The organism is Streptomyces sp. NBC_00322, from assembly GCF_036147535.1.
Lineage (GTDB): Bacteria > Actinomycetota > Actinomycetes > Streptomycetales > Streptomycetaceae > Streptomyces.
In genome coordinates, this window is record NZ_CP108019.1 from 2,068,742 (window position 1) to 2,089,004 (window position 20,263).

Sequence of the window (20,263 nt, forward strand, 5' to 3'; positions counted from 1 at the left end):
CTGCTCGCTCGCTGTTCCTTTGGTTGGGTAGGAGCGGACTGTTCCCCCTCGTCCGTCCCGGGGTCCGGAAACGCCCACGCGCCTGTGGTCATCGCCGACTGGTCCCAGTGGACGGTGCGGCCGCATACGAACGTGACGTACGTCCCACACTCCGCGGCAGAAAGGAGGATGGCGGCCTCCGCGATCACGGTGACAGCTCCAGATACGGGGCGAGCCGGGCACCCACCTGGCCGCCGTACGTGTCCGCGATGCGCGTCAGCAGGTCCGTCGGCGAAACGGTGTACTGCTGCGAACCCACGGTTTCCAACGCCCTGGTGGCCATGGCGCAGCCCAGCGGGATCGCCACGTCGACCGCGAGCCCCCAGCTCGTACCGGCGAGGAAGCCGGCTCTGAAGGCGTCGCCGACCCCGGTGGGGTCCGCAACGGCCGCCGACGGCACGGCGGGGAAGGACTCCTCCGTACCGTCGGCGGTCGCGAGGGTGACTCCGTCGGCGCCCCGCGTGGTGATCCACGCACCCACCCGGGAGAGAATCTCTTCCCGCGTCCAGCCGCTGAGTTCCAATAGGAGCGCGGCTTCGTAGTCGTTGGTGAACAACCACAGCGCGCCGGTGACGAGCAGTCGCACCTCGTCGCGGGTCAGCCGGGCGAGCTGCTGAGAGGGATCGGCCGCGAAGGGCACGCCCAACTCCTCGCACTGCCGCGTATGCCGGATCATGGCTTCAGGAGTGTTGGGGGCGACCAGCACAAGATCCACTCCACCCGTCCGCCCGGAGATGACGGAGAGATCGATCTGCGCAGCCTCTGTCATCGCCCCGGCGTAGAAGGAGGCGATCTGATTCTGGTCCTGATCAGTGGTGCACATGAAGCGCGCGGTCCGCGACCGGCTGGACACCCGCACGTGCTCGGTGTCGACACCGTGTTCCTTGAGCCAGATCCGATACTCGTCGAAGTCCGGTCCGACCGCACCGACCAGATACGGGGTCAGCCCCAGCAGGCCGAGTCCGAAAGCGATGTTCGCGGCGACTCCACCACGCCCGACCTCCAGGTCGTCGACGAGGAAGGAGAGGGAAATGTGGGAGAGCTGATCGGGTATCAGCTGGTCAGCGAACCTTCCGGGGAAGGTCGCCAGATGGTCGGTGGCAATGGAACCGGTGATGGCAAGACGCACGAACTCCCCCAGGAGTCACTCTCGGCGGTCGACGACGGCCGCTCCGCTGTTCTGCAACGGCAGAGGCCGGTTCTTCAGGCGCACCCGGCGGTGACACCGGTGCGGATACCGGACATCTCATGCCCGGCGAGGTCGGTCGGTCCCCTTCCCGCCGGAAGGCCGACGACCCCGTAACCCATGAGCTCCGTGAGGTCAGTGGCCTACGGCGAGGGCATGTCGTGGACTCCTTGCATCGAGCACGTCGAGGACGTTGCGATGGATTTCGAAGGCCGCCGAGGAGCGGTTGAGCGTGATGTAGTGCAGTCCGGGGGCGCCTTCGGCCAGCAGCCGGCGCCCCATGGTGGTCGCGTGGTCGACGCCGACGCGGTACGAGGCGTCCCGGTCTCCGCGGACGGCTTCGAGTCGGTGCGCGAGATCTTCCGGGAAGGCCGCGCCGCTGAGCTCGGCGAATCGGCTGATCTGGCGAACGTCGGTGGCCGGCATGATCTCGGGGATGATCGGGACGTCACAGCCCGCTGCGGCCACCCGGTCGCGCAACCTCAGATAGTCCTCGACATCGAAGAACATTTGTGTGATCGCGTAGTCCGCGCCCGCCCGGCACTTGGCCACAAAGTGCCGGATCTCGCTGTCCCAGTCGGCCGAGCGCGGGTGCCGTTCGGGGAAGGCGGCGACGCCGACACTGAACTCGCCCAGCGAGCATACGAGTTCGACAAGCTCGTACGCATAGGTCAGCCCCTGCGGGTGCGGGGCCCACGCGCCTGTGGGGTCGCCCGGCGGATCACCGCGCAGCACAAGGATGTCCCGGATACCGGCGTCGGCGTACTGCCCGATGATCCGGCGCAGTTCGGCCACAGAGTGCCCGACCGCCGTGAGGTGGGCGACCGGACGGAGCGTCGTCTCGGCCGCGATGCGCCGAGTGGCCTCGACCGTACGGTCCCGGGAGGAGCCGCCGGCGCCGTAGGTGACCGAGATGAACGAGGGGGACAGTGCCTCGGCCCGGCGGATCACCTCCCAGAGCGCGCGATCTCCCGACTCGGTCTTCGCCGGAAAGAATTCGAAGGAGAAGGAGCCCTTGTGACTGCCGGTGGCGAAGGGCAAGGTGTCCTCGGCCTCGGTACGCCTTCCGTGGTGCTCCAGCACGGCTCACCGCCCCGTGGCCGTGCGGAGGGCGTCGACGCGGTCGGTGCGCTCCCAGGTGAAGTCCGGTAGTTCACGGCCGAAGTGGCCGTATGCGGCGGTCTTGGCATAGATCGGGCGGAGCAGGTCGAGATCGCGGATGATCGCGGCGGGGCGGAGATCGAAGACCTCGGCAACGGCCTTCTCGATCGCGGCGGTCGGCACCGCGGCGGTGCCGAAGGTCTCGATGAACAGACCGACCGGCTCGGCCTTGCCGATCGCGTACGCGACCTGCACCTCACAACGTGCCGCGAGGCCCGCGGCCACCACGTTCTTGGCGACCCAGCGCATCGCGTACGCGGCCGAGCGGTCGACCTTCGACGGGTCCTTGCCCGAGAAGGCACCGCCGCCGTGGCGGGCCATGCCACCGTACGTGTCGATGATGATCTTGCGGCCGGTCAGGCCCGCGTCCCCCATCGGGCCGCCGATCTCGAAGCGTCCGGTCGGGTTCACCAGGAGGCGGTAGCCGTCCGTCTCCAGGTCGACGCCTTCCTCCGCCAGCTCCTTGAGCACCGCCTCGACCACGAACTGCCGAAGGTCCGGAGTCAGCAGCCCCTCCAAGTCAATGCCCGGCGCGTGCTGCGAGGAGACCACGACCGTGTCGAGCCGGACCGCCCTGCTGCCCAGGTACTCGACGGTGACCTGAGTCTTGCCGTCAGGACGAAGGTAAGGGAGCGTGCCGTCCTTGCGTACCTCAGTCATCCGGCTGGAGAGGCGGTGGGCCAGGTGGATGGGCAACGGCATCAGCTCGGGCGTCTCTTCACAGGCGTACCCGAACATCAGCCCCTGGTCACCGGCTCCCTGCACGTCCAGCAGGTCGCCGTCGTCACCGGCGGTGCCGCCCGCCACGCGCTTCTCGTACGAGGTTTCGACGCCCTGTGCGATATCCGGGGACTGCGCGCCAATGGACACCGAGACGCCGCACGAGGCGCCGTCGAAGCCCTTCTTGGACGAGTCGTATCCAATTTCCAGGATCTTGCTGCGGACGAGCGTGGGGATGTCGGCCCACGCCTTGGTGGTCACTTCGCCGGCGACGTGCACGAGGCCGGTGGTGATCAGCGTCTCGACGGCCACTCGGGAGGAGGGGTCCTCCGTGAGGAGCGCGTCGAGGATCGTGTCGCTGATCTGGTCAGCGATCTTGTCGGGGTGCCCCTCGGTCACGGACTCCGAGGTGAACAGGCGGCGGGACATGGAACTCCTCATCACAGTTGTTCAGGGGGTGCCAGCGGGTGCTACGGGATTCGTGAGGGGCGCCCGGGCGGCTGACCTCCGCCAGTTCCAGACCTCTGGTCTCCCTGGCCCAGGCGACCGACACCAGCCGCAGAGAATGCGCAGCCGACAGCATGACCGCGCCCCGTTATCGGCTTGTCATGAGACCCAGCGAAAGGCTCATTCTGTCCGGCGCGGTGACATCAAGTTCCGTGCTTTCGGTCAGTACGGCCGTTTGCAGCCGCCTGACCCGATGGGACGGTTCGATGCCGAGTTCGTCGGTCAGCTTCTTGTGGAGCCGGTGGTACGCCTCGAGGGACTCCGCTGTACGGCCCGACCGGTAGAGCGCGATCATGTATTGAGCATGCAGATTCTCGTGCACCGGATGCCGGGATACGAGGGTGCTCAGTTCAGAGAGCAGCTGATGGTGCATACCCAGTCGCAATTCGGCATCGATGCACTGCTCCAGTGCAGTCATCCGAAGATCTTCTATACCCGTGACATACGCCTGGATGCATGGGCCCTGCTGCACGTCCAGCAGGGTGCGCCCACGCCAGAGGCCGAGCGCCGAGCGAAGCGCCGCAGAAACGAGAGGGTCGTCCTTGCGTGATTGCGCTCGCCGGAAGTCCGCCAAGTACTGGTCGAGGGAATGAAGATCGAGGGCTCCGTCCTCGACGCGTAGCGAATAGCCCTGGTGATGCGTCTCCAGAATGCGCTTGCTCTCGTCCGCCGTCCTTCCGGAAGAGCCGCCGCCCAGAGCCTGCCGAATCTGGAACACCCGGGTGTGCACGCTCTGCACGGCGCTGCGTGGTGCGGCTTCGCCCCATAGCTCCTGGACACAGGCGTCCAGCGTCACCAGGGAGTTCGCACTGAGCAGCAGGAGAGCCAGGAGCTGACGCGTCTTGGGAGCGGACGGCAGCAGGGAATCACTTCCCTCCGTCAAGGACAGCGGGCCAAGGACTCCGAACTTCATTGAACTCCCTCTCGCACGGACACCTGATCAAGAATCCGACAACAAAGGTGATCGACATAGGCAGGGATGGCAATGCCTGAGACTTGGGTGATCAGCATGCGCCCCCGAGAAGAAGCTAGCTACACCCCAATGACAGGTCCAGGCAATGCCCGTGACTCTGTCATCCGTGCCCGAATTGAACACCTTTGCCCCCTCTCTTGGTTGCCAAGGTATCGAGCGATGAGCCAATCGATAGAACGCTTTGCTTTGCTGGGGACGTCCCGCCGCAGAGGGTGTCGGAAGCCTACTGCGGGGCATTCGCGAAGCAATGAAAGGGTTCCCCGTGACGAAACGTCTGGTTATATTTGACTGCGACGGGGTCCTTGTCGACAGTGAGACACTGAGCTCGCAAGTCATGCGAGAAATGGCAGGCGCAGCGGGACTCGACTTCTCTTCGGAGCAGGCGCTCGAATTCATACGGGGCCGAAAGGTCGCAGAGTGGGTCGGACAGCTTGAGGCGCGGCTGGGCCGGGCACTGCCAGCCAGTTTCATCCCGCAGTTCCGCAGCAGATCCGCGGATCTATTCGCCACCGAACTGCGACCCGTTCCCCATGTGCGGCAGGTCGTCGAGGAGCTTGGGCTGCCCTTCTGTACGGCGTCCAGCGCACCGCGCGAGAAGATCCTCAACACCCTGAGCCTGACTGGCCTGTTGCCATATTTCCAGGACCGCATTTACAGCGCGTACGAGGTCGGCGCATGGAAGCCGGATCCCGGACTGTTCCTGCACGCAGCGGCCGATCTCGGAGTGCCCGCCGCGCACTGCGCAGTCGTCGAGGACAGCCTCGTCGGTGTCCGGGCGGGCCTCGCGGCCGGCATGTCGGTGTTCGCCTACGCACCGCAGGAGAGCGGGACGGCAGCGGACCTGATGGCCGAAGGAGCGATCGCCTTCGACTCGATGAAGGAACTTCCCCGCTTGCTGGACGGGTGGAACACCTGGAATCCGGCCGTACGCGCGACCCAGTGACGACTGCCTGGCCCTCCGGAGACACCGAGTTGGAAAGGGATGAATCGCATGCCGAGTGTTCTTGAAGAGCTTCAGCACGCCGGTAAGTCGGCGGAGATCTGGTGGGATTCCTCACCGCTCGACTTTCCCCGGTGGTGCGATCACCATCTGGCCACCGCACCCGACCAGGACACCAGGGAACGCTGGCAGGAGCAGCTCAACCGCTTTCTGTGTCCGGCGACGCCCGAACGTTCCCTGGTACGTGGCATCACGACCAATCCCTCCCTGGTCGCGCAGAGTGTCCTGGCGTCCCCGGAGAGCTGGCGCAATGACATCCAGGAGCTCATCCGCTATCAGCTGACCCCTGATGTGGAAAGCACCTTCTCGCTCGTCTACGAGGAGGCGCTGCGCCGCGCGGCGCGCGAGATGCTGCCGATGTGGGAGGCCAGCGACGGCAAGTTCGGCTGGGTCTCCGGACAGCTCGATCCGCGCCACATGCTCAATGCCGACCTCATGCTGGAACAGGCACTGCGCATCGCCCGAATATCCCCCAATCTCATGGTGAAGGTGCCCGGCACCAAGCAGGGGTACGAGGTCGTACGGCAGCTGGTGGCCCGCGGAATCTCCATCAACTCCACGCTCTCCTATACGGTTCCGCAGTTCGCGGCCTGTGCCGAGGCAGTGGAATCCGGGCTGAAGCGGGCGCACGACCAGGGAATCGACACCGGACGGTGGCGCGCGGTCTTCACGCACATGATCGGGCGCTTCGGGGCAAACAACGACCTCCGCTACGAAGCGGCGATCCGCGAGATCGAACTCTCCCAGACCGATCTGCGCTGGGCCGAAGTCGCCATTCTCAAGCGCATCCACACGCTCATCCAGGAGAACGACCACCCCATCAAGCCGCTGCTCTCCAGCCTCGAGGTCGACGACCCGGCCCAGGGCAGCAGCACGCTGAGCATGCATCTGGAACAGAGCGCCGGCGGCGCGGTCGCCTATACCTGCAAGCCCCAGTTCATCGCCGACGTGATGCGCCGCGAGCATGAACTGCCGTCCTTCGACACGCGGGCCATCGAGCAGGAAGTTCCGGCGAACGTCCTGGAGAAACTGATGTGGCTTCCGTCGTTCCATCGCGCGTACGACCCGGCCGGCATGCATCCCGAGGAATTCGCCCACTACGGCTCATTCATCTCGACGTACGCCGAAGTCATGGCAAATACCCGGAAGTTGATCGACTTCGTCGCGCATCAGTTCCAGACCATCACCACCTCCGCGCAGCCCCTGCTGCTGACCTGAGCCGTCCACAGGCTGACATTCCCCCCATCATCGAGGAGGTGCCGAATGCAACAGTCCATTGCGCTCTGGAGCCATCCCAGGTCGATGTCGACCGCACTGGAGCGCTCGTTCATCGAGCGGGGCGACTTCAAGGTATTCCATGAAGCCTTCGCCTACGTCTTCTTCATGCACGAAGAGCGTGCCGCCATTCCACACAAGAACCCGGATCCGGATCATCCGCTGACCTATCTCGAGGTCAAGGACATGATGGAGGCCGCGCGGCTCGAACGCCCGGTGTTCCACAAGGACTTCCCATACCACTGTCTCGACCATCTGTTGAAGGACCCCACATACCTGCTCGGCCAGGTCAATACCTTCCTGATCCGTGATCCCGAGGAAGCCGTCCTCTCCCACGCCACCGTGCACCCTGAGCTCACCCGCGAGGTACTCGGGTACGAACAGCTGGCCAAGGCCTTCGACCTCGTGCGGGAGTTGACGGGCACCGCGCCGGTGGTCGTCAACGCAGCGGATCTCGCGGCCCGTCCCGAGGCCACCATCGCCGCCTACTGCGAAGCAGTCGGGATCCCCTTCCTCCCTGAAGCGCTGAAGTGGTCCGCGGGCGAGCAGCCCGAATGGACCACATGGAGCGGCTGGCACACGGACGTGGCGGCCAGCAGCGGCTTCAGCACGCCGCAGCGCGAATACCGCTTCACATACGAGACGCGGCCAGCTCTGCGCGAGTTCGAGCGCTACTGCCGCCCCTTCTACGAGCACCTGGACCGGTACCGGCTGCGGCCGGCAGAGGAGGCATCTACATGAGCGTGACCACTGTCATCGTCACCGGCGGAGCCAGCGGTGTCGGCCGGGCCCTGGTTGGCCGGCTGCTGAACGCCGGCAAGACCGTCATCACCTGTGACATCGACGAACCGGGCTTGAAGTCGCTTGCCGAGGAACATCGCGGCCGGGCGCTGGAGACCCATGTCAGCGATGTCGCTTCGCACCAGGACTGCGATGCCTTCATGGACCGGGTACTTGCCGCACACCCGGAAGTGGACGGCCTGGTCAACAACGCCGGTCTGTACCTCGGGCAGCCGGTCTGGGAGTACGACGACGCCACGATCGAGCGGGTCATCGCCGTGAACGTCAAGGGCCCGGTGTGGCTGTCCCGCCGTTTCGCGGACCATCTGCTACCGGCCAAGCGGCGCGGCGCCATCGTGAACCTGGCGTCGGTCGCGGGCGAGGTCGGCAGTTCGGACGCGCTGTATGGCACGGTCAAGGCCGGTGTCATCGGTCTCACGAAGTCCAACGCCATGAACTTCGCCCCCTACATCAGGGTCAACGTGGTTTCACCGGGCCTCATCGTGAATACGGCCATCGCGGACCGGATCCCGGACTACCGCTATGCCGAGTACAAGCGCCAGGAGCAGCTCGACGGCGACATCCTCCCCGAGTACGTGGCTGATGTGTGCGCCTACCTGCTCAGCGACGAGTCCCGGACGCTGACCGGCGCCTTGCTGCGCGCCGACAACGGCTCCTACCCGCGCTGAGTCTCCGTCTCCGTACGTCCTGGAGGTAAAACCTTGACTTCCTCAACCGACGGTTCCGGCAAGCCGCTCATCATGCTGGTGGGCATGGGCGACCTGAGCGCCAAGGTGCTCAACATGCTCCTGAGCGACCCGGCGACCAACCGGGTCGTGCTGGCCGGCCGTGACACCGAGACGATCCGCAGGCGCGGCAATCTGGCGCTTTTCACCTCCACCAATCTCGGCCAACACGGCACGGTCGACACTGTCCATGTCGACCTCCGTGATGTCGACGCCACGGCGGAGACCCTCGCGAGGGTTCGGCCCGACATCATCTTCATGGGCGGGTCGCTCCAATCCTGGCGGGTCATCACCGCCCTGCCAAAGGAGGTCTTCGAGGAGCTCGACGAGGCACAGTTCGGGCCGTGGCTGCCGATGCATCTGACGCTCAATCATCTGTTGATGCAGGCGGTACGGGGTGCGGGCATCGACGCCAAGGTCGTCAACGCCGCGTTCCCCGACGCGGTCGGCCCGGTCCTCGGCAAGGTCGGCCTGGCGCCGACGATCGGTGTGGGCAACGTCGCCAACATCGTCCCCGCGCTCACCCTGGGCGCCGCACACCTGCTGAACGCGCACCCCTCGAAGGTGGAGCTCCGGCTCACCGCCCAGCACTACTTCAGTCACTACGTACCGCGCTTCGGCGACGCCGGGCAGGGTGCATACCACCTCGCGGTGACGGTGGCGGGCCGGCCCGGGACCGCGGAGGTTCACCACGGCGCGCTCTTCGCCCAGCTCGACAACCGGCTCAAGCGGCTCGGCGGCATCGACGGTCAGCTGCTGACCGCCTCCTCCGCCGTACGGGTGCTGAAGGGCCTGGCGACCGACAGCGGGGTGCTCGCCCACGCCCCCGCACCGGACGGCCTGCCCGGCGGCTATCCGGTCCGGGTCCACCGGGGCGGCGGCACGCTCGACCTGCCCGACGGCCTCGGACAGGACGAGGCGATCCGCATCAACGAGGAGTGCCAGCGCTCCGACGGCATCGACCGCATCGACGACGACGGAACGGTGCACTTCACCGAGCCGGAGATGGCGGTCATGAAGCGACTGCTCGGCTACGAGTGCCTGAGCATGAAGCTCGGCGATGCCTCTGAATGGGCCGATGAACTCGCCCTGAAGTACCGGGCGTTCGCAGCGAAGTTCAGCTGATCCGAACGCCGACCGGGGCACTGGGCCTCGGACGGCCGCCCGTCCCACGCCCGTATGTCTGCGGAGACTCGCACCGCCAGAGAGAGCCGGAGGATCACAATGACCACACCCGCAACCCGGGTCGCAGGCACAGTTCCCGTCGCGGAAGCGGCCGTTCCGGACGACTTCGAGGGCCAGTACGTACGTACTCTCGTCGACCGCTGGGACGAGCTGATCGACTGGGACCGCCGCAAAGCGAGTGAGCAGGACTTCTTCGTGGAGCTCCTGAACGGGGCCGAGGCCCGCCGTGTACTCGACGTCGCGGCGGGTACCGGCTACCACTCAGTCGCTCTGGCACAGCAGGGCTTCGATGTCACCGCGACGGACGGAAGCGCGGAGATGATCGAACAGACTCGGCGGAACGCCGAGCGGCGCGGACAGTCCTTCCGCGTCCTCCAGGCCGATTGGCGCAGTCTGCGAGAGCACATCGACGGGCGTTACGACGCGATCGTCTGCCTGGGCAGTTCGTTCCCGCACCTGTTCCAGGAGGCCGACCGGCGTGCCGTGCTCTCGGAGTTCTACGAGGCGCTGAATCCCGGCGGCATTCTCATCGTCGACCACCGGAATTTTGACGCGATCCGCCGGCACCGGTACCAAAGCACCGGCAACTACTACTACTGCGGGACCGGGGCGACAGTGACCGTCGCACATGTCGACGAGCAACTGTGTCGCTTTCAGTACGACTTCCCGGACGGCAGCACACACCATCTGGAGGTCTACCCCATTCTCTCGGACGAGCTGTCGTCACTGCTCATCGAAGCCGGATTCGACACCATCCAGAACTTCGGTGACTTCCAGGAGAGTTTCGACATCGACGAGGTGGACTTCGTCATCCACGTCGCCCGGAAGCCGTGAGCCGCGAGTCATGAAGCAGTCAGAAAGGCCCACAACGGTGGTGAGTAAAGTGAACACCGACGACAACCGTCCCAAGGTAGTCGCCGGATTCGTCGCGACCGTACTGCTGACCAGTTTTGTAGCGGCGACCTACGGATTCGGCTTCTATCTCTTCGCGCAGCTCGTCACCGATATGCGCAAAGACCTCGGCTTCGACTACACGGTGGTCGGGACGATCACCGCGGCCGGGCAGCTCGGCTTCCTGCTGTTCGCCCTGCTCGGCACCTGGCTGTCGACGCGGATCGGCGGCGGCCAGGTCGTCATCGGCTCGGTGGCGCTGTGCGGACTCTGCCTCGTGCTGCTGCCGGTGAGCAACAGCATCCTCTTCATCGGGATCCTATTGACGATCATGGGAGGCACAGCGGCCTCCGTGTACGTGCCGCTGGTCGAAATCGTTGGCCGGGTCATCGACTACCGGCACCGCGGCAAGGTGCTGGGACTGGTGTCCAGCGGAACCAGCTACGGCGTCTTCGTCAACAGCCTCCTGGTCCCCAGCTTCGTCCAGAACGACAACTGGCGGGGGCTGTGGTACGCGGTCGGGTTCGGAACGCTGATGGTGACCGCGGTGGCCGCCTTCACCTTCCACCGACTCGGGCTCTTCCGCAGCGAGGACGAGAGCACACCCGACACCGCGGACCCCGGCTCCACAGACAACGAAGGCATGCCCCACAACACCAGTGCCCGCGCCGGCTGGCGCATGGTGCTGGTGCGCTGGGTGGTCATCGTCTGGACGATGAAGTTCCTGAACGGGTTCGCCTGCATGCCGTTCCAGAACTACCTCTCCCCCTATCTGCGCGAGGGCCTGGGATTTGACATCGACTTCGCGGCCCAGGTCTGGGGTGCCATCGGCGTCATCGGAATGTTCGCCGGATTCGCGGTCGGCTGGCTCTCCGACCGGATCGGCGTACGCGCCTCACTGGTGATGTGCTACGCACTCTTCTTTACTTCCGCCGTGCTGCTGGTGGTTGCCCCCGTCGGATTCCTCCCGATGGTATCCGGTGTCCTCTTCGCGCTCGCCTTCTACCCGATCTACGGGCTCGTGCCGGCATACGTATCAAAGTCGGCGTCGGGCGCCGCCGCGACGGTCATCTTCGGTGTCACCAATGTGACCCAGGGAATCGGCGGAATCGTCGGAAACTACACGGCGGGATTCCTGAAGAACATCACCGGCGATTTCATGTGGTATTACGTCGTGGTCGCAGTGGCCGCCGTGATTCTCGGTGCCCTGACCCTCCAACTGCCCCGCGAGGGATCGGCGGAGAGCGCCATCGGAAGGAAACCCGCGACACCCGGAATCGGCAAAGAAGCCGCCCAATCCGTCGGCTGACACCCACGGGCACACAACCGCGATCGACGCGGCCACAATCGGAAAGGACCCGATGAAACAGCAAGGAATATGCACCTGCTGGCCAGGTGCGACGGTGTGGCTGACCGGTTTGCCCAGCGCGGGCAAGACCACCCTTGCCTACGAACTGGCCGAGAAGCTGCGTACCGACGGACATCGTGTCGAGGTATTGGACGGCGACGAGATCCGGTCGTTCCTCTCCACGGGTCTGGGCTTCAGCCGCGCGGACCGGGACGCCAACGTCCAGCGCATCGGCCTGGTGGCGGAGGTATTGGCACGCAACGGCGTCACCACCCTTGTGCCGGTGATCGCCCCGTACGCCGACAGCCGGGAAGCGGTGCGCAAGCGCCACGAAAGCAGTGGCACTCCCTACCTGGAGGTACATGTCGCCACGCCGGTCGAGGTGTGCTCCGAACGCGATGTGAAGGGGCTGTACGCCCGGCAGGCGTCCGGGGAGATCACCGGTCTGACCGGAGTGGACGACCCTTACGAGGATCCGGAGGTCCCAGACCTACGGATCGAGGCCCACACCCAGAGCGTGCAGGAATCCGCGGCGGTACTGCACATGTTGCTGACAGAAAGGGGACTGGCATGACAACGGCAGCTGCCACGACCGGGTCGGCCTCGGAACAGGGGGGCGGCCCGCGGCAGAAGGTCACTCGGAACCAGGCCTACAACTTTCCCCGCGCCCTGAGCCACCTGGACGCGCTGGAGTCCGAGGCGGTGCACATCTTCCGTGAGGTGGCGGGCGAGTTCGAGCGGCCGGTGATCCTGTTCTCCGGCGGCAAGGACTCGATCGTCATGCTGCACCTGGCGCTGAAGGCGTTCGCTCCCGCCTCCATTCCCTTCTCCTTGCTGCACGTGGACACGGGGCACAACTTCCCCGAGGTCCTGGAGTACCGGGACCGGGCCGTCGAGCGGCACGGTCTGCGGCTGCATGTCGCCTCCGTGCAGGACTACATCGACCGGGGTGTGCTGCGTGAGCGGTCCGACGGGACCCGCAATCCGCTCCAGACCGTGCCGTTGACCGAGAAGATCCAGGCCGAGCGCTTCGACGCGGTGTTCGGCGGCGGGCGGCGCGACGAGGAGAAGGCGCGGGCCAAGGAGCGGGTGTTCAGCCTCCGGGACGAGTTCTCGCAGTGGGACCCGCGCCGGCAGCGGCCCGAGCTGTGGCAGCTCTACAACGGGCGGCATTCGCCCGGCGAGCACGTCCGCGTCTTCCCGCTGTCCAACTGGACCGAGCTGGACGTGTGGCAGTACATCGCCCGCGAGGAGATCGAACTCCCGGAGATCTACTTCGCACACGAGCGCGAGGTGTTCGCCCGGGGCGGCATGTGGCTGACCGCCGGCGAGTGGGGCGGCCCCAAGGAGTCGGAGAGCGTCCAGACGCGGCTGATCCGCTACCGCACCGTCGGCGACATGTCCTGCACCGGCGCCGTCGACTCCGACGCCACCACGCTCGACGCCGTGATCGCCGAGATCGCCGCCTCCCGGCTCACCGAGCGGGGCGCCACCCGTGCCGACGACAAACTGTCCGAGGCTGCGATGGAAGACCGCAAGCGCGAGGGGTACTTCTAGAGATGACAATCGACACACTGCGCTTCGCCACCGCCGGTTCCGTGGACGACGGCAAGTCCACGCTCGTCGGCCGGCTGTTGTTCGACTCCAAGTCCGTACTGGCCGATCAGCTGGAGGCCGTCGAGCACGCCTCCCGCAACCGCGGCCAGGAAGCCCCCGACCTGGCGCTGCTGACCGACGGCCTGCGGGCCGAGCGCGAGCAGGGCATCACCATCGACGTCGCCTACCGCTACTTCGCCACGCCCCGGCGCCGGTTCATCCTCGCCGACACTCCCGGGCACGTGCAGTACACCCGCAACATGGTCACTGGCGCTTCCACGGCCGAGCTGGCCGTCGTCCTGGTCGACGCCCGCAACGGCGTCGTCGAGCAGACCCGCCGACACGCCGCCGTCGCCGCCCTGCTCCGCGTCCCGCACGTCGTCCTCGCCGTCAACAAGATGGACCTCGTCGAGTACGCGGAACCCGTCTTCGCCGCCATCGCGAAGGAATTCACCGCGTACGCCAACGAGTTGCGCGTCCCGGAGATCACCTCCATCCCGGTCTCCGCGCTCGCCGGCGACAACGTGGTGGAGCCCTCCCGGAACATGGACTGGTACGGCGGACCGACTGTCCTGGAGCACCTGGAATCCGTATCCGTCGGCCACCGTCCGGACGACGAACCCGCGCGGATCCCGGTGCAGTACGTCATCCGGCCCCAGACCGCTGAGCACCGTGACTACCGGGGCTACGCCGGGCAGATCGCCTCCGGCACATGGCACGTCGGTGACCCGGTGACCGTACTGCCCTCGGGCCGCACCAGCACCATCGAGGCAATCGACATGCTCGGCAAGACCGTGGACACCGCCTGGGCGCCGCAGTCGGTGACCGTACGACTCTGCGACGGCATCGACATCTCGCGCGGCGACCTGATCGCCCACGCCCACTCGGCGCCCGCGGTCACCCGGGAGGTCAGTGCCATCGTCTGCCATGTCGCGGACCGTCCGCTCACCGTCGGCCAACGGGTGCTGCTCAAGCACACCACCCGTACCGTCAAGGCGATCGTCGAGGAGATACCCTCGCGGCTCACCCTGGAAGACCTCTCCCAGCACGCGGACCCGGCGCAGCTGACGGCCAATGACATCGGCCGGGTCCTGGTCCGTACCGCCGAGCCGCTTGCGCTCGACACGTACGCCGAGTCCCGCCGTACGGGGTCCTTCCTGCTCATCGACCCAATCGACGGCACCACGCTCGCGGCCGGCATGGCCGACGGCATCGGGTGAGCCATGAGTGAGGGGACTCTCCGTGTCGTCGTCGTCGGGGCGGGCGCGGCAGGCACCCTGGTCTCGGCCCGGCTACTTGACTCCGCCGTCCGTGCCGGGCGTGGTGTGGCGGTCGACCTGGTCGATCCCGCGCCGGAGACAGGGCGGGGTCTCGCCTATGCCACATCTGACCCTCGGCACCTGCTGAACGTTACAGCCGGGCGGATGAGCGCGCTGCCGCACGACGAAGGCGATTTCGTCCGCTGGCTCTCCGCGCGGGAAGCCCGCCCGGTCGACCCGGGCGAGTACGTTCCACGCGCGAGGTACGGCTCGTATCTGGCTGATGCACTGAACCGTTCCGAGGCGGCCGGTGGCAGTACCGCGACAGTCCGACGACGGCACGACCTTGTCGTCGCGATCGAGCGCAAGCCCTCGGCGGGCACCAACAACGGCGTCCGTCTCCAACTGCGCGGGGGTGGGGCGCTCGACGCGGATGCGGTGGTCCTGGCACTGGGGAACCTCGCCCCCAGCGGCGAATGGATCCCGGCCGGGCTCCGGGAGTCGCCCCACTTCGTCGCCGACCCCTGGCGACCGGGGGCGCTCGCGAACGCACCGACCGACCGCGATGTGCTGCTCGTGGGCACCGGCCTGACCATGTGTGACATCGCCCTTACGCTGGCTGTTTCCGGCCGCACAGTGCACGCCGTCTCCCGGCGTGGTCTGCTGCCGCTCCCTCATGCCGCCGACGCGCCGTCGAGAACGACGTTCCAGCTTGGCCCGGTGACCGGACCGCTCGACCTCGCGCAGCTGAAGCGCGGGGTGCGACATCGTGCCGCGCTGTACCGGCGGCATTACGGGGACTGGCGCCCCGCCGTCGACGAGCTGCGGCCGCACATCTCCCAGGTGTGGCAGCAGCTCTCCTTCGCGGACCGGGAGCGCTTCCTCACCGGTGAGCTGCGGAACTGGGAGGTGCACCGGCACCGGCTGCCGCCGGCGACCGACCAGGCGCTGGCGGACGCCCAGCGGGCCGGACTGCTGACCGTCCAGGCGGCTGAAGTGGTCAAGGCACGGACGAGCGACGACGGCTGCGGGGTGTCCGTACAGCTGTCCAACGGGTGGTCGGCAACGGTCGGTGCCCTCATCAACTGCACAGGAACCGAGAGCCGGATACAGGAGCTGGCCGATCCACTCGTCCGTTGCCTGCTCGACTTGGGGATCGCCGTACCCGGACCGCACGGCCTCGGCTTCGACACTGCAATCGACGGGAGGCTGACCGCAGCTGGCGCCCGCACCGCGGCGCCCGTGTGGACGCTCGGCCAGTTGCGACGCGGAAACCTGTGGGAGACCACCGCCATTCCGGAGATCCGCGTCCAGGCGGCGGAACTGGCAGCCCGGATCCTGGGCCGCAAAACTGCGCCAGCGCTCGCCTGACGGACGCGGCCAAGGGTCGGGGTCAGGTCGGGGAGAGCTTGGTCATGCGCTGCTCCCCATGTCGGACCAACCAGGTGCTGCGACGGTTCCCGTACGCCGGGAGCCGCTGCAGCGCACCAGCACCTACCCGAGCTCCGCGTCCGAGGGGAACTGGCAACGGCCAGCACACGGCCCGAGGCCCCAACTTGCGCTCCGCGACTGTCAGTGCTGCGACCTACCCTGTGCTTTCACTGAACACTGCTGGGGGGATTTGATAGGACCTACGGCACCCGCCTCGCCGCTCCGGAGGACGGGTGCCGCTGGCGGTGCCGGGACGTTTTCCCCGTCTCCGTCACCGGCCGGTCGTGCCGCAGGTCGTCGAAGAGCCGGGACGACTTCTCGGCGTCCCACTTCAGTACGTTGCCCTTGGGCGTGGGGACGCCGATGCCGGACACGGGCACGTTGATCTGCTTGCCGTGTCCGCCCGAGACGCTCTGCACGGCGCGGAACACCCTGCTGAGATCGCGCAGGCTCATGTCCTTGTCGACGATGAGCGTGTCGAGCCCGGCCTGCATGGCCGGACCGATCTCCAGCGGGTCGAAGAGGGTGCCGGGGCGGGCGGCCTGGTGGGCGAGGGTCGACAGGAACTTCTGCTGGTTCCTCGACCGGCCCAGATCGCCCTCCTTCTCCTGGTGCCGCTGGCGGACGAAGGCGAGCGCCTGCTTGCCGTTCAGGGTGTGACAGCCCTTGCGCAGGTCGGCGCCCGACTTCTTGTCCTTGATGTCCCGGTCCAGGCACATGCGAACGCCGCCGATGGCGTCGACGATGTTCACGAACCCGGCGAAGCCGATCTCCGCATAGTGGTCGATGCGCAGCCCGGTGTTCTTCTCGACGGTGTGCACCAGCAGTTCGGGGCCGCCGTAGGAGAAAGCGGCGTTCAGTTTGTCCCCCTCGGGCCGCTTGGTCTTGCCCGTCGATGTGTCGAGGCGGCCGGGCACGGTGATCCAGGAGTCGCGCGGCAGGCTGACCATGCTGGTTCCGTGGGTTCCGGTGTGCAGCAGCATCATCGAGTCGGTGCGCCGCCCGCCGCCGCCGCCGGCGTGCAGGTCCTTCACGTCGTCCGGCGAGAGCCCGTCGCGGCTGTCCGAGCCCACGATGAGGTAGTTGGTGCCCTCGCCGGGCGGCGGACGGTCCCCGTACGCCGCGAGGTCGACGTCACGTTGGAGCCGGGTATCGGCCCAGCCGTACGTGCCGCCCACCGCGACGACCACAACGGCCAGCAGGACGAACACCGCCCGCCGCAGCCTCCTGCGCTTCTTCGGCCGCCGGGCGTGGGCGCGCCGGGGCCCGTAGCGGGAGCTGGGGCGTTCGGCGAACCGCTCACGAGCGGCGGAGCCTTCCGGGGCCGCGTACGGATCCGGATCGGGGTACGGCCCCTGGCCAGCGTACGGATCCGGCGCAGCGTACGACTCCGGGCCGGGTGTCGGCCCCCGCCCGGCCCTCGGCTCCGGGCGCCACAGCTCGCCCGTCATCTGCACCGGCCCCCGGCGCACGGGACGGCTCCCGGCGTCGCCGTTCCAGCCGTGCTCCCCCGTGGGTATGGTGCGTCCGGCCCGCTGGTCAAGCGGGTCTGTCATGTCAACTCCCTTGGTCATGTCCCAGGTCCGACTCGCGCGGCCGCTCGCCGGTTCCCCTCCCGTCCCGCGCCTGGATCACTGCGACGACAGGCTCCGCCGCGGGGGCGGCTCGTCGAGCGGATCTCCGGACGTCTCCCCGGACGGCATTTCGAGCAGATACGGGTCGGCGGTTCCGGTGCGCTTCATGCTGTGCCACTTCAGTCGGGTGCCGAGCAGCGCCGTGGTCACGGAGTGGATGACCACCAGGTACATCAACTGCCGGTAGACGAACTGCTGGAGCGGCAGCACCCACAGCACGCGCAGCTGTTCGCGGTCGAGCCGCAGCGCGTACGCGGCGGTGACCAACTGGACGGCGAGGAACCCGAACCAGACGAGGGCGGCCTCCAAGGGATCACGGAACAGCGCCCCGAACAGGGCGAACATGTCCACAACCGGTGCGCACAGCGGCAGCACGATCTGGAACAGCGTGACGTAGAGCAGCACACGACGGCCGAAGCGTCCGGCGGGGCCGACCTCCGTCACCGCGTGACGGTGCTTCCACATCGACTGGAGGGTGCCGTAGCACCAGCGGTAGCGCTGACGCCACAACTGCCGCACGGTGCTGGGCACTTCGGTCCAGGCGACCGCCGACTCCTCGTAAACGACGCGCCAGCCGGCCCGCCAGAGTGCCATCGTGAGGTCGGTGTCCTCGGCCAGGGTCTCGTCGCTGACGCCGCCGACGCCCATCAGCGCGTCCCTGCGGAAGGCGCCGATCGCCCCCGGCACCGTCGGCATGCACTCCAGGACCTCGAACATCCGCCGGTCGAGGTTGAAGCCGAGGACGTACTCCAAGTGCTGCCATTTACCCAGCAGGCGGCGCCGGTTGCCGACCTTGGTGTTGCCGCTGACCGCACCGACCGCCGGGTGGGCGAGCGGCTGGACCAGCCGGGCCAGCGCCTCGGGTTCGAAGATGGTGTCCGCATCGACCATGACGACGATGTCGTGCCGGGCGTGCGCCAGGCCGGTGTTGAGGGCGCTGGGCTTGCCGCCGTTGGGCTGCCGGATCACCGTCACCCGCGGGTCGTCGATCTCCTCAGCGATGTCGGCGGTGGCGTCGGTCGAGCCGTCGTCGATCACGATGATCTGCACGTGCGGGTGGGTGGAGGCGAGCAGCGAGTACACGGTGGAGGCGATGCCGGCCTCCTCGTTGTACGCGGGCACCAGGACCGTCACCGGCTCCCGCACCTCGCGCAGCCGTGGTGCGCCGGGCCGGTACCGGTGCAGCCTGCGCACGTGGAGCCGGGCGAACACCGTGAACAGGAGCATCCGCAGGACGCCGAGCACGCCCGTGAGGGTCAGCGTCCACACCATCACGGTGAGGAAGGCGTGCCCGAGTCGCTGCGACCAGATCAGGCCCTCGCCCTTGATCTCCTGGGCGACCGGGACCTGGTCGATGAAGGAGGGGCGTTCAAGGCCGCCGCTGACGGTGGTGAACCGTTTCACGCTGTGGTCCCGCAGTAGTTCCTCGGCCTCGTGGTAGCCCAGATCGGTCTGGCTGTGCTGCGTCACCACCCCCCGCCACGGCTTGCGGTCCTTGTGGTCCGAGGCGACCACCAGGTACCCCTGCGCCGCCGCGCGCTTCGCGGCCGGCCACTCGGCGCCGCAGAGCGTGTCCGCGGCCGTGGTGTGCGGCAGCCGCAGCAGGGTGGTGTTGATGCCGACCGCACCCGCGAAAGCCGTCTGGGTGAGCGACAGTTCAAGGCGCGCGCGCAGCGGCGAGGCGACACCGAGGTCGCCGCCGCTGTAGGTGTACGAGCCGATCTCGTGGCCCTCGTACAGGATCCGCCGCATCAGCTCCGGGTGCCGGGCAGCGTCCTTCCCGTAGACGAAGAAGGTCGCCCGAGCGTGGTGCCTGCGCAGCAGGTCGAGCAGGCGCGGTGTCCACACCGGGTCGGGCCCGCCGTCGAAAGTGAGCGCGACGGTCCCCGGCCGCATGGCCGCGGTGGTGACCCCCGTCGGGCCGAACCGCAGCAGCGGCTTCCCGTCGTCCGCCTCGCGCGGGATCGGCCGGGTGCACGGCGGCTTGGCGCGCGCGGCGTCGACCTGGTGGGTCGTCCAGCCCTCGAAGAGGAGGGTGACGGCGACCACCAGGAGAACCAGCAGGAGGACGAGCCAGTGTCCGCGCGGCGGGCGGCGAACAGCGGCGCGCCGGCTCACTGCTTCAGGCCTCCGGCCGGCGGGACGGATCTGCCGGCCGGCGGGCGGCGGCGGTCGTCCCGGTCCGCGTGGGCCCTGGCCGGTGGCCGGTGGGCCTCTGCTCGGGCCGGTGCGGCGGGGCCGTGCGGCGCCTTGCCGGTGTCCGGGCCGGAGGGCGCTGGTCCGTTCGTACTCGGCGGGTGCGTGCCGACGGGCTGCCGGAGTCCGCTGATCAGCGTGCCGACGAACAGCAGATACCCGAGGCAGGCGCAGCCCACGGCCAGCGCCACGCCTTGCAGCGTCCGCCTGCGCCAGCCCGACTGGTCGATGAAGACGGGGAGTTGGGGGGCGGCGGCCTGGGGACGTTGTGCCACCGGGGTCACGCGAGGCGCCGCCACCCGGTGCGGCATGCGATGTGTCATGTCCCGCCCCGTG

Annotated in this window: 18 protein-coding genes; 11 read left to right on the top strand and 7 right to left on the bottom strand. The window is 67.6% G+C overall.

Going from position 1 to position 20,263, the window contains the following annotated elements:
* Nucleotides 1-184: 184 nt before the first annotated feature.
* The 4 genes from OG905_RS09400 to OG905_RS09415 all read right to left on the bottom strand — a co-directional run bounded on the left by OG905_RS09400 (nt 185) and on the right by OG905_RS09415 (nt 4,526).
* The gene (locus OG905_RS09400; RefSeq protein WP_328667268.1) at nt 185-1,168 is read right to left on the bottom strand and encodes a carbohydrate kinase family protein; all 984 of its coding nucleotides are present in this window, start codon (nt 1,166-1,168) and stop codon (nt 185-187) included.
* A 192-nt stretch (nt 1,169-1,360) separates the two neighbouring features.
* Entirely contained in the window at nt 1,361-2,266 is a 906-nt protein-coding gene (gene metF, locus OG905_RS09405) for a methylenetetrahydrofolate reductase [NAD(P)H] (RefSeq protein WP_328682139.1), read from the bottom strand.
* A gap of 45 nt (nt 2,267-2,311) precedes the next feature.
* Nucleotides 2,312-3,535 carry a methionine adenosyltransferase gene (metK, locus tag OG905_RS09410; RefSeq protein ID WP_328667269.1) on the bottom strand — a complete coding sequence of 408 codons (1,224 nt, stop codon included), beginning with the start codon at nt 3,533-3,535 and terminating at the stop codon, nt 2,312-2,314.
* A 166-nt stretch (nt 3,536-3,701) separates the two neighbouring features.
* Nucleotides 3,702-4,526, bottom strand: coding sequence for an AfsR/SARP family transcriptional regulator (locus OG905_RS09415; protein WP_328667270.1), 825 nt, complete (start codon nt 4,524-4,526; stop codon nt 3,702-3,704).
* Nucleotides 4,527-4,833: 307 nt separating this feature from the next.
* Between OG905_RS09415 and OG905_RS09420 the strand changes: the two genes are divergently transcribed.
* From OG905_RS09420 to OG905_RS09470, 11 genes are all read left to right on the top strand, one after another.
* A complete protein-coding gene (locus OG905_RS09420; RefSeq protein WP_328667271.1) occupies nt 4,834-5,529 on the top strand; it encodes an HAD family hydrolase in 696 nt (231 codons plus the stop codon).
* Between the two features lie 48 nt (nt 5,530-5,577).
* On the top strand, nt 5,578-6,804 hold the full coding sequence (locus OG905_RS09425) for a transaldolase family protein (protein ID WP_328667272.1): 1,227 nt from the start codon (nt 5,578-5,580) through the stop codon (nt 6,802-6,804).
* A gap of 45 nt (nt 6,805-6,849) precedes the next feature.
* Nucleotides 6,850-7,602, top strand: coding sequence for a hypothetical protein (locus tag OG905_RS09430; RefSeq protein WP_328667273.1), 753 nt, complete (start codon nt 6,850-6,852; stop codon nt 7,600-7,602).
* Nucleotides 7,599-8,330 (top strand): SDR family NAD(P)-dependent oxidoreductase, encoded by a 732-nt coding sequence (locus OG905_RS09435; protein WP_328667274.1) that lies wholly within the window; start codon nt 7,599-7,601, stop codon nt 8,328-8,330. Before OG905_RS09430 ends, OG905_RS09435 begins: the two co-directional genes overlap by 4 nt.
* Nucleotides 8,331-8,363: 33 nt before the next feature.
* A complete protein-coding gene (locus OG905_RS09440; RefSeq protein WP_328667275.1) occupies nt 8,364-9,512 on the top strand; it encodes a hypothetical protein in 1,149 nt (382 codons plus the stop codon).
* Between the two features lie 99 nt (nt 9,513-9,611).
* A complete protein-coding gene (locus tag OG905_RS09445; RefSeq protein WP_328667276.1) occupies nt 9,612-10,406 on the top strand; it encodes a class I SAM-dependent methyltransferase in 795 nt (264 codons plus the stop codon).
* Nucleotides 10,407-10,455: 49 nt separating this feature from the next.
* Entirely contained in the window at nt 10,456-11,772 is a 1,317-nt protein-coding gene (locus OG905_RS09450) for an MFS transporter (RefSeq protein WP_328667277.1), read from the top strand.
* Nucleotides 11,773-11,824: 52 nt separating this feature from the next.
* Nucleotides 11,825-12,385 carry an adenylyl-sulfate kinase gene (gene cysC / locus OG905_RS09455; protein WP_328667278.1) on the top strand — a complete coding sequence of 187 codons (561 nt, stop codon included), beginning with the start codon at nt 11,825-11,827 and terminating at the stop codon, nt 12,383-12,385.
* Nucleotides 12,382-13,368: a sulfate adenylyltransferase subunit CysD gene (gene cysD, locus OG905_RS09460; protein ID WP_328667279.1), complete on the top strand. Its 987-nt coding sequence runs from the start codon at nt 12,382-12,384 to the stop codon at nt 13,366-13,368. Before cysC ends, cysD begins: the two co-directional genes overlap by 4 nt.
* 2 nt (nt 13,369-13,370) lie before the next feature.
* Nucleotides 13,371-14,627 (top strand): sulfate adenylyltransferase subunit 1, encoded by a 1,257-nt coding sequence (locus OG905_RS09465; RefSeq protein ID WP_328667280.1) that lies wholly within the window; start codon nt 13,371-13,373, stop codon nt 14,625-14,627.
* 3 nt (nt 14,628-14,630) lie between these two features.
* On the top strand, nt 14,631-16,037 hold the full coding sequence (locus tag OG905_RS09470) for an FAD/NAD(P)-binding protein (protein ID WP_328667281.1): 1,407 nt from the start codon (nt 14,631-14,633) through the stop codon (nt 16,035-16,037).
* 260 nt (nt 16,038-16,297) lie between these two features.
* On the opposite strand, the gene OG905_RS09475 is transcribed toward OG905_RS09470, so the two are convergent.
* From OG905_RS09475 to OG905_RS09485, 3 genes are all read right to left on the bottom strand, one after another.
* A complete protein-coding gene (locus tag OG905_RS09475) occupies nt 16,298-17,653 on the bottom strand; it encodes an LCP family protein (RefSeq protein ID WP_328667282.1) in 1,356 nt (451 codons plus the stop codon).
* Nucleotides 17,654-17,728: 75 nt separating this feature from the next.
* Entirely contained in the window at nt 17,729-19,849 is a 2,121-nt protein-coding gene (locus OG905_RS09480) for a bifunctional polysaccharide deacetylase/glycosyltransferase family 2 protein (protein ID WP_328667283.1), read from the bottom strand.
* A complete protein-coding gene (locus OG905_RS09485) occupies nt 19,846-20,202 on the bottom strand; it encodes a hypothetical protein (RefSeq protein ID WP_328667284.1) in 357 nt (118 codons plus the stop codon). Before OG905_RS09485 ends, OG905_RS09480 begins: the two co-directional genes overlap by 4 nt.
* Nucleotides 20,203-20,263 lie beyond the last annotated feature (61 nt).